Here is a 13,187-nt window from a genome sequence, read left to right on the forward strand (position 1 = left end):
AATTATTTACTATTAATTAAGTTATCAACCGCATCAACAACGTCTTGAACAGTTCTGACTGATTTGAATGTTTCAGGATCAACTTTTTTACCGATCTTCTTTTGTAGATGAACGACTAAATCAACCGCATCAATACTATCTAAATCTAGCTCTTCAAAAAGTTTTGATTCGGGTGTGATATCTTCAGATGAAAGTTCAAAAAGTTGGACAAGTGCAGATTTAACTTGCTCAAAGATTTGTTGTTTATCCATGTTATTAAGCTCCTTTTTATTGTTGTGCTGAAATAAAATCTGCTAATGTTTGAACGGAATAAAACGCTTTTTTGGTCTCTTCACTTTCAGAAGATAAAACAATACCATAATTGCTTTTTATCGCAAGTCCTAGCTCTAAAGCATCAATAGAATCCAGACCTAATCCATCACCAAACAGCGGGGCTTTTGTATCTATGTCAGCCGGTGTGATATCCTCCAAATTAAGTACATCTATAATTATCTGCTTAATTTCATTTTGTAGCTTTTCCATAAGTTTCCTTTTTAAATTATCTCACTTTTTTCGTTAAAAATTGATGTTAAGCGCTGGGTTAATTTCCGTGCCGCTATCGTAGTACTAAATTCAGAAAATTCGTTAATCGCTATTTTTTCGCCAATTGTAATAGTGAAACAGGGTTTTTTATATGGTATTCGGTACCATTTTTGTTTTTTGAACAGTAAAGGAGGGTTACATTGGATGTGGATGACTCTCAAATCTGCATGACACCTTAATGCGATATTAGCCGCCCCTCTTTGTAATTTGATCGGTTCATTCGGTACACTTCTTGTTCCTTCAGGAAATATTAAAATTCGTCCGCCATTTGCCAGAATTTGCTGACATTGAGGCAATATTTTTTCAGACTCCTGATTTAAAATGTAACCTGCCGTTTTGATAATTCCACTGATAAAAATATTTTGTAACAATGCACCTTTTACTAAACAATCACAGCGAGGCATAACTGACGCTAACAGTACGACATCAAGTAAGGAGGGATGATTTGCAACGATTAAACAATTTTTATCTTGTTTAAGTTTTTCAAGACCGTAAAACTGATAATCGATAATACCTAGCGATTTGACAATCCATAAAAAAATCTTAAAGCTGAAACTAATACTTTTTTGCGCAATAGCGATTCTTTTAGCTTCGTTCCAAACAAATAATCTTAATAACGTAAACCACAATAGCGATAGTATGAATAATCCATAAGATCCAAATAATATAAATCCAAATGTGGTAGCAATAAGACGCCAAAATATATTGATTTGACGGCGTTGTTTAATTACTTCTCGTTCATCGTCCATAACCAATCTTGAGTATTTCCTTTTACTATGAAGCGCTGTTGCTTATTTAAATAAGCACGTAAAAAAGCAAGCGATTGTGGGTATTTTTCAGCAGGAACAGTTGTTGTTTGCGTTATATTCTGGCAACTGATCTCATTACCTCTTGTTATTATATAGCCAACAGCGTAAGTTGGAACCGATGACTTTATATAACTGTGATATGTATCGGGAATGGTTCCGTCGAAGTCTATTAGTAATACTGTTTTATCTTCTTGCGTTAATACAGATATTGCTTCAATTAATCCTTGTTGAAAACTGTCATAATGAGCAGAAATAGAAGTGATTGGGATTGGTTTTTTGGCAATAATAGTTAACAAACCTGATGCGGTATTATGAACTGATAAAGCAAAATCAGTGGGCGAAATATCACTATTTTGATTGAGCATTGATAAAATTTTATATGTTTTATCTATCTCTCCATGTTGACTGGTAAATACCGCGAGATCGGGAACTTGAGATTGTTTAATTAATTCCATTCCAACTTCTACCGCTAGACGTGATTGAACACTCATCCTGCGAGCTTGCATCATGGGTAAATTGACTAGCTTTGGCAAAGGCAAATTCCAATCATGGTTGGAATTTTTAGACCAATTTTCCCAATCCGATTGATTAGATAGACCAGAAGAGAGAGCAAACCAGTTTTTTATGGAAAAAGAAAAATTCATCTTGATAATGTTTCAATTAACTCTTTACTTAATAATAAATTGTAATATTATTTATTTTTACCAATCCCTAATATGGGGCTGTTTATAAAATACAGTAAAACTTCAAAAAGGCAATAGATTGAAAGGACTCAACACAAAAAAATTTAATTATGATAAGGATATTTATACTGCCTTAGAAGCAATAACTGAAGCACAAAAAATAGCATTTGCACCATTAATGTTTCAAGCTGTTGCGTGTATGAAAAATGAAGGCATATTAGCTCAACTCGATAATGCCGGTAAAACTGGTATGAGTTTAGATGATTTAATGGATAAAGTTTCGTTGTCATCTTATTCTCTTCAGCTTTTATTAGATATTGGATTGAGTATGCATATTGTTTATCAAGATAATGATCATTTTATTTTAGGTAAGGTTGGTCATTATTTGCTACATGACACGATGACGAAGGTAAACTTCGATTTTGTGAAAGACGTGTGTTATCAAAGTATGTTTTATCTTCAAGACTCATTAGCAAATGGTAAACCTGAAGGATTAAAAGTATTTGGTGATTGGAATACTATTTACCCCGCATTACAAGAATTACCTGAACAAGCAAAAAAAAGCTGGTTCGCCTTTGACCACTTCTATTCTGATCATTCATTTCCAGTTGCTTATTCTCATATTAAAGATCTCAATCCTAAGCATATTTATGATGTTGGCGGAAATACCGGTAAATGGGCTATTTTTTGTGCCCAGCAATGTGCAGATCTTAAGATAACGCTCTTAGATTTACCTCAACAAATAGCCGTTGCCCAAAATAATATTAAAGCAGCCGGTTTTGATGATCGAATTAATGGTTTTGCCGTTGACTTATTATTAGCCAAACAACTGCCGAATGAAGCTGATGTTTGGTGGATGAGCCAGTTTTTAGATTGTTTTAGTGTAGAACAAATTACCCATATTTTGTCGTTGATTCATGGTAGCATGAGAGAGGATGCAGTTTTATGTATTATGGATCTTTTTTGGGACAGACAAGCTTTTGAAGCAGGGGCATTAAGTTTAAATGCTTCATCTTTATACTTTACGTGTTTAGCAAATGGTAATAGCCGTTTTTATCATTCGAAGGTTTTTTATCAGTGTTTAAATAGCGCCGGTTTTCACGTTGAAAAGGATATTGATGGCTTAGGATACGGTCATACTTTGTTGATATGTAAAAAACGTTAAATAATATAATTTAGATTAAAGGAGTTAACAATGAAAATTATTAAGTTAATTATAACCACGCTATTTATTACCACATTACTCGGTTGTGCTAGTAAATTTCAAGCACCCAAAAATGTCACTACACCTGTACAAGGAGTCACAAAAGAGCAAGTTAAACAAGCGATTTTGAATACTTCAACTAATGGTCGTTCAGCTTTTGGTACTTGGAAATTTCAATCAGTAGATAATAACAATATTCGAGGTAGTTTGTTCAACCGTAAATTTGAGGTTGTTGTAAATATTCCTTATTCAGCTAATGGATATTCTATCGAATATGTTTCAGCTAGTGATAATTTAAAAGATAAACGTGGCAATGTTCATCGTAACTATAATCGTTGGATCAACAATTTAGATGCGAGAATTAGAGAAAATATTTTTAAAACAAAATAATTTTACGAAAGTTAAATTATTCAGCTTCTTTGTCAATGCTGAATATTAAAAATCAAGCAGTTTATAAGCTCAGTTTTTTACTGAGCTTATAAATTAAGTTCCACATTTAGTTTAACTGTGTGCATACTTTAAAATCTTATTGATAATGTTAATTTCTTCAACTACCATATTCTAACAATAATATTAATCGTTAAAATTGAATATCTATTCTTTTCATTGCAGTTTAATATGTAATTGTATTCATATTCTTTTGTGAATATTGCTCCAATCTGACAAATATCTTTTCATATTCTTAAATCATAAATCTTAGCACTTGAGGACAATTATTATGTTTCAATGGCTTTCTGACTGGATTTTAGATGGACTTAGACACTCACCGGAAATTCTATTATTTCTCTCTCTGAGTTTAGGGTATTTAATCGGTGCTATTCGCATTGGTAAATTTCAATTGGGTGGCGTTGCAGGTTCATTACTCGTGGCAGTAGCACTAAGTGTTTTTGGCGTCACAGTTGACGCTGGCGTTAAAGCTGTGCTATTTGCGCTATTTATTTATGCTGTTGGCTTTGAAAGTGGTCCGCAGTTTTTCCGTTCACTGGGTGTAAAAACTTTACGTGAAATATTTTTAGCATTGTTTATTGCTGTTGCTGGCTTTGCAACGGTGGTTATATTGGCAAAATTATTCCATTTAGATAAAGGCCTTGCAGCTGGTTTAGCGGCTGGTGGATTAACCCAATCTGCAATTATGGGTACCGCTTCTGATGCTTTAAGTCAATTAGGTCTGAGTGCTGAAGAACTCAGTAAAATGCAAGGTAATGTCACAATAGGTTATGCTGTGACTTATATTTTTGGTTCGCTTGGTGCCATTATTGTTTGTGTCAATATCCTTCCTAAAATTATGGGCAGTGATATTAACGATGATGCGATGAAGGCACAAGCTGAGCAACTTCATGGTTCACTTCTATTAGGTAGCAACCAAAATTTAGCGCTATCAGATGTTACAGGCCGTTTATATCGCATTACCAATAAAATTAATCAAACTGTTGAGAGTGTTGAAAAGCTTGTCGATGGTATCAGTATCGAACGTATCAAACGGGGTAATAATATCCTCGAAGCTAGTCCTGATACTTTATTGAAAGCAAGGGATATTATATTGGTTGTTGGTCACCGTGATTCGATGATTAAAGCGAGTGATTTGCTTGGTACTGAAGTCAATTCCGCTTCTGGCATGGATGTGGTGATGAATACACAAGATGTTGAAATGCGTAATACACGTTATGTTGGTCAAAATTTAACGCAAGTTTTATCGTCTGAAGAAGTGATGAAGTTAAAACATGGCATCTATTTAACGGCTATTCATCGAGACGGACAGCAACTACCACTCAATAATGACATCAATTTAAAATTAGGTGATGTGATTACAATTTATGGTGCTGATAGCGATTTACGTCGTGTTGTGGATAAAATTGGGGCACCCATCACTAAAAGCGAAAAGACAGACTGGATATTCCATGGTTTGGGCTTGGTTGTGGGGTTAATTATTGGATTAATCGTTATCCGTGTTAGTGATATTCCTATTACTTTAGGTGCTGGTGGTGGTGCATTGTTATCCGGCCTATTGTTTGGTTGGTATCGCTCGCTTCATCAAACTGTTGGTAATATTCCAACAGGGGCATTGCAACTATTAAAAGATTTTGGTCTGGCTGGTTTTGTTGCGGTTGTTGGATTAAGTTCTGGTCTTCAAGCTATTGATACCATTCGAGAACAAGGTCTGTCTCTATTTTTAATTGGCGTGGTGGTAACTATTTTACCTATGTTGCTTGCTATCTATTTTGGTAAATATGTATTGGGTTATAAAAACTCAGCGGTATTTGCCGGTGCGTTAGCAGGTTCTCGTAGTGCTAACCCAGCTTTTGGGGAAGTGCTAAACAAAGCAGGTAATTCTACCCCGACTAACTCTTTTGCTATTACTTATGCTTTAGCTAATGTGTTCCTAACATTACTAGGACCATTAGTTGTGGCTTTTGTTTAATTGTAATATCAGATTAAAGGTACAAATTATGAAAAAAATTAAAACAGAGTATGCAAAGTACGCTAATTTAAGCCCTTTTGAATTGAAAGATAACTTAATTAAACTAGCTCAAAGCCACGCCGACCGAACTATGTTAAATGCTGGTCGTGGTAATCCTAACTTTCTTGCTACTTGGCCGCGTCAAGCTTTCTTCCAACTGGGTGTTTTCGCAATTCAAGAATCAGAAATGTCTTATTCTTATTTGAATGAAGGTGTAGGTGGATTTCCAATAAAAGCTGGATTAACAGGGCGCTTTGAGCATTTTGTTCGCCAAAATTATGAAACGCCTGGTGTCGCTTTTTTAGGTAAAGCATTTTCCTATATTCGTGATCAACTAGGACTTGATGAAAACGCTTTTTTACAAGAAATGGTTGAAGGTATTTTGGGATGTAACTATCCTGTACCCGACAGAATGTTGCGTTTTAGTGAAGAAATAGTGAAATCCTATGTTTTGCAACAAATGGGAGCGCAGTATCTTGATCGTGATGATCTTGATTTGTTTGCCGTTGAAGGTGGTACCGCCGCAATGGCTTATATATTTAATTCAATGAAAGAGAATGGTTTGATTCAAAAAGGGGATAAAATTGCAATAGGTGCGCCAATTTTTACCCCATATTTGGAAATCCCAGCTCTTAATGATTATCAATTAGTTGAAGTATTGATTAATGCCGATCCGGATGCAAATTGGCAATATCCAGAGTCTGAATTGCGTAAACTTGAAGACCCATCAATAAAAGCTTTCTATTTAGTCAATCCATCGAATCCACCGTCAGTTAAGATCGATGATAAAAGTTTAAAAATCATTGCTGATATAGTGAAAAAGCGCCCTGATTTAATCATCTTAACCGATGATGTTTATGGTACTTTTGCTGATGATTTTCAATCTTTATTCGCAATTTGCCCTAAAAATACTATTTTGGTGTATTCATTTTCAAAATACTTTGGTGCAACCGGCTGGCGTTTAGGGGTAATTGCTACCACTCGTGACAATGTCATTGATAAAACCATTAAAGCTTTACCTAGTAAAGCTAAACAGGTTTTAAATAAACGTTATAGCTCTATTGTCACTGATCCGCAAAATCTTAAATTTATTGATCGCTTAGTTGCCGATAGTCGTGCTGTTGCCTTGAATCATACTGCCGGGCTATCAACACCACAACAAGTACAAATGGTTCTGTTTGCTCTATGTGAAATGATGGATAACGATCAAAGTTATAAAGCGGCATTAAAATCGCTTATACGTCGACGTGCAGCATCGCTCTATCAGCATTTAGGTCTTAAACATAATACAGATGAAAATAGCGTTGATTATTATACATTGATTGATTTAGAGCATATTTGTCGTGAACTTTACGATGATAAATTTGCTAAGTGGATTTTGAAAAATAAAAATCCTTCAGAGATGTTGTTTAGAATTGCTGATGAAGCAGGTGTGGTTCTGTTACCTGGTAAAGGTTTTGCTGTTCAACACCCTTCAGCACGTGCTTCTTTAGCAAATTTAAATGAGTATCAATATGCTGCAATTGGCTTATCAATGCGTAAACTTGCTCAAGAGTATTATAATGAGTATAAAGGTAAGAAAAAATAACAGCATAATTATCTTTAATTAATACAAATAAAAAGCCCTGATTAGTGCAGGGCTTTTTTATATTTTTTGAATTATTAAATATTTTGCTTTAAAAATTGAAAATAGTGGTTAACGTTTTAATTTAAGGTTATTTAAACTGCATTAATTTTCAGTATCAAATCAATGGAAATGACATTGTTTATCCTTGACCATAATAGGCATTTTTTCCATGCTTGCGGTAATAGTGTTTATTTAATAATTCTGATTGTATTTTAATACCGATATTGAGATTACGGGTGGCTAATGCCATTGTTGCGACTTCCTCAAGTACTACGGCGTTTTGTACTGCATCATGTGCAGTAATGCCCCAAGCAAAAGGGCCATGACCCATAACTAGCACACCTGGAATTGCCATTGGCTCTAATGAACGTTTGGCAAATTCTTCAATAATTACTTTGCCCGTATTGAGTTCATAATCTGTTGCGATTTCGGTTGGGCTTAACGCTCTTGTACAAGGAATATCACCATAAAAATAGTCAGCATGTGTTGTTCCTAATGCTGGAATATCTAAACCAGCTTGCGACCAGATAGTTGCATAACGTGAATGCGTGTGAATGACTCCGCCTATCTGCTCAAAAGCTCTATAAAGTGCTAGATGTGTGTTGGTATCACTTGAAGGATTTAGCCGGCCTTCTATTTTGTTTCCGTTCAGATCGACGATAACAATATCATCTTCGTTCAGTTGTTCATAAGCAACGCCTGAAGGTTTAATGGCAATCACGCCTTTTTGCCTGTCAATTTCTGATACATTGCCCCATGTAAAGGTGACAAGTTGATAATGCGGCAATAATAAGTTGGCAGCTAGTACCCGTTGTTTTAATGACGTAAACATATAAAATCCTATTAATAAAGAAGTCATTGAATAATAAGTAAGGACAATTTAATTTAAATTGTCCTTCAATTAGCCTTTATTTGTTTATTTATCAACACCAATATGGCGCAGTTTTTTTCCTGACATTAGGTTTTTTTCGATATGTTCTAACGAAATATTTTTAGTTTCAGGCACAAACAAGATAACAACAAAAATGAATAAGATATTCATTGCGGTGTACAGCCAAAATGTTTGTGCTACACCAATGTGATTTAATAAAGTGAGGAAAGTTGCGCCAATAATCATATTGGATATCCAGTTGGTTGTGGTGGAACAAGTTACACCAAAATCACGGCTTTTTAATGGCTGAATTTCTGAACAAAGGATCCATACCACAGGTGCAGCACTCATGGCATATCCTCCTATACACATAATAGCCATACCGACAGCAGCATAAGATGTGATTGAGGATGTGTTTCCGTTTTCAATTAATTGCAGGCAAATACCAAGTATTAGTGTTCCTATTGCAATAATACCAAATCCAACTTTTAAAATAGGTTTTCGTCCTAATTTATCGACGGTAAAAATTGCAATAAAGGTGGCTAATACAAAAGTGAGTCCAACAATTATGGTTGCAACCATTTGTTGCTCCGTTGTTTGAAAGCCAGCAAGACTAAAAATTTTCGGTGCATAATACATAATAATGTTCATGCCGGTAAATTGTTGCATTGCTTGCAATGCCATACCAAGGTAAACCGTGCGACGGACATTTTTATTTGCTTTGAAAAGAGTCCATCCTTCTTGTTTCTCTTTTAAGCTTTCGGTAATATCATCAAATTCTTGTTGAATTTTGTTTGGATCGTTCCGAATTAATCGAAGAACTTGTTGGGTTTCCTTTAATCGACCTTTGGAAGCTAGCCAACGAGGGCTATTAGGAAGGAAAATGACTACCAAAAATAAAATAATTGCTGGTATAGCGATAATACCAAGCATCATTCGCCAGTTTCCGGTGAAACTGAAATAGGTATCAGATAAGAAAGCTAATAAAATACCAATTGTTACTAATAATTGATATGCAGCTATCATTTTTCCCCTGATTGTTTCTGGTGCCATTTCAGAAAGATATAATGGTGCCGTATACGAAGCTATTCCAACAGCAAACCCTAAGATCACCCGCCAAACGAGCAGTACTTCGACATTCGGCGCTAAAGCCGAGCCAAAACAGCTGACAATAAAAAATAAAGCGCCCGCTAGCAAACTATATTTTCTTCCTAGATAAAAAGATAACCAACCATTTGATATGGCACCTAAGGCTGCGCCTAACATCATGGAACTAACCACCCATTCCTGAAGTTGTGTGGTAAGTTGGAATTGGATGGTGATAAACGGTAAAGCACCGGCAATTACGCCAATATCTAAACCAAATAATAATCCAGCCATGGCAGCTGAAAAACCGATTAAAAATGTCATTTTTTTTGCGGAACTGTTTGCCTTTTTATCCATTGGTATAGGTGTATTGATATCCATCTATTTACCCCTTATTTATATCTATTTTAAAAATTATCGGTTATAACTTCTTTAATTTTATGTACCAAATCAGAATGTTATGCATTAGTGTTACCATAGGCGATTTCATTCCAGCGCAGTTCATTTCTGAAATTACACATTTCTGTGTTTTCATCAATCACAAGTAATTCAATATTGTGCAGTTGCGCATAGAGTCTAAAATAATCCATTGATAATGCTTGGGTATAAACTGAGTGGTGAGCTCCGCCGGCAAGAATCCACGCTTCGGCTGAAATATCTAATGAAGGTAGTGGTTTCCATACTGTACAAGCTACAGGCAAGTTGGGTAATGGGTACGGTTGTTTAATGGTTTGTAATGTATTAGTTATCAGTCTGAAACGATTACCAATATCGATCAAACTTGCATTGATAGCGTAGCCAGGTTTGGATGCAAAAATAAGGCGTGCTGGATCGGCTTTATTACCAATCCCTAACGGTTGAATATCCAATAACGGTTTAACTTCATCATCAGTGATAGACGGGCAAACTTCCAACATGTGTGAACCGATAACTAGTTCATTGCCTTTGGTGAAATCATAAGTATAATCTTCCATGAAAGCCGTTCCACCAGACAGGTCTTTTGCCATTGCTTTCATTGTTCGAAGTAATGCGGCTGTTTTCCAGTCCCCTTCTGCGGCAAATCCATAACCTTTTTCCATTAACCGTTGGACGGCAAGACCGGGCAATTGTGCTAAACCATATAAATCTTCAAATGTAGTGGTAAATGCTGAATAATTGCCTTGTTCAAGAAACGTTTTGATACCTAATTCAATTTTTGCTGCTTCAATTAAATTTTGTCTTTTTGGACCATTAACTTGAGCAACAGGGCTAATTTGGTAAAGTGTTTCATATTCCTCAATTAATTGGGCAATATCACTATTATTGATTGAATTAATTACCGAAACCAGATCGCCCACTGCATGTGTATTGACTGAGTAGCCAAATTTTATTTGTGCCGATACTTTATTGCCTTCGGTTACTGCAACTTCTCGCATATTGTCGCCAAATCGCACCACTTTCATTGTTTTTTCTTCATGTATGGCTACACAAACTCTCATCCATTTTGCAATTTTTTCATGTACCTCCTTGTCCTTCCAATAACCAGTGACAATGGAATGAGCTAAACGCATACGAGACCCAATAAAACCAAATTCACGCCCACCATGTGCAGTTTGATTAAGATTCATAAAATCCATATCCATTGAATCCCATGGTACTAGTTCATTAAACTGCGTATGAAGTTGTAGCAATGGTTTTTGTAACTGGGTTAATCCATTAATCCACATTTTTGCTGGAGAGAAGGTGTGTAACCATGTGATTAAACCGACACAATTTTGCGAATAATTAACTTCTTGGCATAAGCGATATATTTCATCCGGTTTAGTGGCTAGCGGTTTAAGAACTATTCTTACTGGTAGATTGGCTTCTTTATTGAAATACTCTGAGACTAATTGGATATTTTTTTTGATTTGCTCAAGTGATTCCGGGCCATATAAATGTTGACTTCCAGCGACAAACCAAATTTCTGCTTCTTCATAAACAAACATATTTCACTCCTTTAAATTTAATTGATAAGTTGGGTGCAAATCTAAACGTGGTAATTAGGTTCGCAAGAGGTAGACCAAGTTAGATACTTGCCATACAGCTGCTGGTATTTGGCGGCTCTTTCGGCATTTGGAATAAACGTTGTTTCGATCTTACTAGACATTATTTTTTGAGCGGTTGGAATGTCGGGATAAATATTGGCTGAAACGGCTGCAAAAATTGCTGCACCTAATGCACAGCATTGTTCTGATTTGACAACTTTTAATTGACGATTCATAACATCAGCACAAACTTGCATAATAACAGGGGATTTTTTGGCTATTCCACCTAATGTAACAATATTATTTACAGGGACTTGTTGTTCAATAAAACATTCCATAATTGCTTTAGCACCAAATGCTGTTGATAAAATTAAACCACCAAAAAGTGTTAAAGCATCGGTTGCAATCGTTAAATTGGAGATAACTCCTTTGAGCCGTTGATTAGCAAATGGAGTTCTACGTCCATTAAACCAATCAAGGATTATTGGGATATTGTCTAAATTAGGGTTTTGAGACCATTGCGTGGCCAGCTGGTTCAATAATGTTTGTTTTAATTGGTCAACTTCATATTGTATTTCGGGTAATTGTTTGGTTAATTGGTTAAGCGGCCAACCTAGTAATGTTTGATACCAAGCATACATATCACCAAAAGCTGATTGGCCAGCCTCTAATCCAATATAATTAGGCATTACGCTACCATCAACTTGACCACAAATACCTTTGATTGAACGATCTTTAATGACTTCTTTTTCTGCCAGTAATATATCGCATGTTGAAGTGCCAATTACTTTTACTAAAGTATAAGGCTCAGCACCTGCACCAACCGCACCCATATGGCAGTCAAAAGCGCCTCCGGCAATAACAACTGATGTCGGCAATCCTAATTTGTCTGCCCAGTGTGATGTGATGACTCCCACTTGCTTATCGGCAGTATAGGTCTCTTTAAACAATGGATAAGGCAGTACATTGACAAGTGAAGGGTCAAGCTTTTCAAAAAATTCATACGGCGGTAAGCCATTCCATTGTTCACTCCAAAAACATTTATGGCCGGCTGCGCATCGCCCGCGTTTAATTTTATTGGGCGCTGTCGTTCCGGATAATAAAGCTGGGATCCAATCACATAATTCAATCCATGATGCAGTTGAATTGTTCACGGCATTATCATGGCGGAAAATATGCATGATTTTCGCCCAAAACCATTCAGAAGAATATACACCACCACAATATTCTAAATACTGAGAATAGTCGGACGTTGCACATAGCTGATTAATTTCTTCTGCCTCGTTCACTGAGGTATGATCTTTCCATAATACAAACATGGCATTAGGATTATTGGCAAACTCTGGTTTCAGGGCTAGTACATCACCATTATCATCAATTGGGGCGGGAGTTGATCCTGTCGAGTCAACACCAATAGCAACTACATTGTTAGCATAAGTGTCAAGTTGTTTGACTACAGATTGAATTGATAGGGTCATTGATTCAATATAATCAAGTGGGTGATGCCTGAATTGATTCTTTTTTGGATCACAAAATTCACCTTTTGCCCAACGTGAGTAATACACAACTTCTGTTGCTAATTCTTGACCATTTTGACAATCAACCGCTAAAGCCCTGACTGAATCGCTGCCAAAATCTAATCCAATTGCTATTTTTTTATTCATCCGATACCACCTCAAAAACAAATTAAATGGAACTTTTACGGAAGAATAATTAATTTAAGTTTTATCCAGTAGGTTATTTATTGCTATAAATATAGACGATTCTGTCTAGGTATTTTGTTTTGTGATAGAGATCTCACTATTGCTACTATTCAAAAAGAATTTTTATGTAAAAATAAAAAATCTTAGAAAAAAAGGGC

Annotated in this window: 12 protein-coding genes; 4 read left to right on the forward strand and 8 right to left on the reverse strand. The window is 35.7% G+C overall.

Going from position 1 to position 13,187, the window contains the following annotated elements:
- Positions 1 to 2: 2 nt before the first annotated feature.
- The 4 genes from GYM74_RS03330 to GYM74_RS03345 are packed head-to-tail and all read right to left on the reverse strand — an operon-like array spanning position 3 to position 2,035.
- Positions 3 to 251 (reverse strand): acyl carrier protein, encoded by a 249-nt coding sequence (locus GYM74_RS03330; RefSeq protein WP_220219081.1) that lies wholly within the window; start codon positions 249 to 251, stop codon positions 3 to 5.
- A 16-nt stretch (positions 252 to 267) separates the two neighbouring features.
- Positions 268 to 522 carry a phosphopantetheine-binding protein gene (locus GYM74_RS03335; RefSeq protein WP_220219082.1) on the reverse strand — a complete coding sequence of 85 codons (255 nt, stop codon included), beginning with the start codon at positions 520 to 522 and terminating at the stop codon, positions 268 to 270.
- A gap of 11 nt (positions 523 to 533) precedes the next feature.
- Positions 534 to 1,331: a 1-acyl-sn-glycerol-3-phosphate acyltransferase gene (locus GYM74_RS03340; protein WP_220219083.1), complete on the reverse strand. Its 798-nt coding sequence runs from the start codon at positions 1,329 to 1,331 to the stop codon at positions 534 to 536.
- The gene (locus GYM74_RS03345) at positions 1,310 to 2,035 is read right to left on the reverse strand and encodes a beta-ketoacyl synthase chain length factor (protein WP_220219084.1); all 726 of its coding nucleotides are present in this window, start codon (positions 2,033 to 2,035) and stop codon (positions 1,310 to 1,312) included. The genes GYM74_RS03340 and GYM74_RS03345 overlap by 22 nt, the downstream gene beginning before the upstream one ends.
- 118 nt (positions 2,036 to 2,153) lie before the next feature.
- Between GYM74_RS03345 and GYM74_RS03350 the strand changes: the two genes are divergently transcribed.
- The 4 genes from GYM74_RS03350 (at position 2,154) to GYM74_RS03365 (ending at position 7,324) form a co-directional block, all read left to right on the forward strand.
- Positions 2,154 to 3,239, forward strand: a complete 1,086-nt coding sequence (locus GYM74_RS03350; RefSeq protein ID WP_255556198.1) for a class I SAM-dependent methyltransferase — start codon at positions 2,154 to 2,156, stop codon at positions 3,237 to 3,239.
- A 30-nt stretch (positions 3,240 to 3,269) separates the two neighbouring features.
- Positions 3,270 to 3,668, forward strand: coding sequence for a hypothetical protein (locus tag GYM74_RS03355; protein WP_220219085.1), 399 nt, complete (start codon positions 3,270 to 3,272; stop codon positions 3,666 to 3,668).
- 328 nt (positions 3,669 to 3,996) lie between these two features.
- Entirely contained in the window at positions 3,997 to 5,697 is a 1,701-nt protein-coding gene (gene aspT, locus GYM74_RS03360) for an aspartate-alanine antiporter (protein ID WP_220219086.1), read from the forward strand.
- A gap of 28 nt (positions 5,698 to 5,725) precedes the next feature.
- Positions 5,726 to 7,324, forward strand: coding sequence for a bifunctional aspartate transaminase/aspartate 4-decarboxylase (locus GYM74_RS03365; RefSeq protein WP_220219087.1), 1,599 nt, complete (start codon positions 5,726 to 5,728; stop codon positions 7,322 to 7,324).
- Positions 7,325 to 7,502: 178 nt separating this feature from the next.
- Here GYM74_RS03365 and GYM74_RS03370 read toward each other — a convergent pair whose 3' ends face one another.
- The 4 genes from GYM74_RS03370 to GYM74_RS03385 all read right to left on the reverse strand — a co-directional run bounded on the left by GYM74_RS03370 (position 7,503) and on the right by GYM74_RS03385 (position 12,990).
- Positions 7,503 to 8,195 carry an L-ribulose-5-phosphate 4-epimerase gene (locus tag GYM74_RS03370; RefSeq protein ID WP_220219088.1) on the reverse strand — a complete coding sequence of 231 codons (693 nt, stop codon included), beginning with the start codon at positions 8,193 to 8,195 and terminating at the stop codon, positions 7,503 to 7,505.
- Positions 8,196 to 8,279: 84 nt separating this feature from the next.
- Positions 8,280 to 9,677 (reverse strand): sugar porter family MFS transporter, encoded by a 1,398-nt coding sequence (locus tag GYM74_RS03375; RefSeq protein ID WP_220219616.1) that lies wholly within the window; start codon positions 9,675 to 9,677, stop codon positions 8,280 to 8,282.
- 101 nt (positions 9,678 to 9,778) lie between these two features.
- Positions 9,779 to 11,287, reverse strand: coding sequence for an L-arabinose isomerase (gene araA, locus GYM74_RS03380; protein WP_220219089.1), 1,509 nt, complete (start codon positions 11,285 to 11,287; stop codon positions 9,779 to 9,781).
- A 41-nt stretch (positions 11,288 to 11,328) separates the two neighbouring features.
- Positions 11,329 to 12,990, reverse strand: coding sequence for a ribulokinase (locus GYM74_RS03385; protein WP_220219090.1), 1,662 nt, complete (start codon positions 12,988 to 12,990; stop codon positions 11,329 to 11,331).
- Positions 12,991 to 13,187: the final 197 nt, after the last annotated feature.

It is taken from the genome of Gilliamella sp. ESL0405, assembly GCF_019469205.1.
Taxonomy (GTDB): Bacteria; Pseudomonadota; Gammaproteobacteria; order Enterobacterales; family Orbaceae; genus Gilliamella.

Coding starts and splice junctions, on each gene's coding strand:
- GYM74_RS03355 (WP_220219085.1), top strand. CDS start 3,270: ATGAAAATTATTAAGTTAATTATAACCACGCTATTTATTACCACATTA.
- GYM74_RS03375 (WP_220219616.1), bottom strand. CDS start 9,677: ATGGATAAAAAGGCAAACAGTTCCGCAAAAAAAATGACATTTTTAATC.
- GYM74_RS03335 (WP_220219082.1), bottom strand. CDS start 522: ATGGAAAAGCTACAAAATGAAATTAAGCAGATAATTATAGATGTACTT.
- GYM74_RS03370 (WP_220219088.1), bottom strand. CDS start 8,195: ATGTTTACGTCATTAAAACAACGGGTACTAGCTGCCAACTTATTATTG.
- GYM74_RS03330 (WP_220219081.1), bottom strand. CDS start 251: ATGGATAAACAACAAATCTTTGAGCAAGTTAAATCTGCACTTGTCCAA.
- araA (WP_220219089.1), bottom strand. CDS start 11,287: ATGTTTGTTTATGAAGAAGCAGAAATTTGGTTTGTCGCTGGAAGTCAA.
- GYM74_RS03340 (WP_220219083.1), bottom strand. CDS start 1,331: ATGGACGATGAACGAGAAGTAATTAAACAACGCCGTCAAATCAATATA.
- GYM74_RS03345 (WP_220219084.1), bottom strand. CDS start 2,035: ATGAATTTTTCTTTTTCCATAAAAAACTGGTTTGCTCTCTCTTCTGGT.
- aspT (WP_220219086.1), top strand. CDS start 3,997: ATGTTTCAATGGCTTTCTGACTGGATTTTAGATGGACTTAGACACTCA.
- GYM74_RS03365 (WP_220219087.1), top strand. CDS start 5,726: ATGAAAAAAATTAAAACAGAGTATGCAAAGTACGCTAATTTAAGCCCT.
- GYM74_RS03385 (WP_220219090.1), bottom strand. CDS start 12,990: ATGAATAAAAAAATAGCAATTGGATTAGATTTTGGCAGCGATTCAGTC.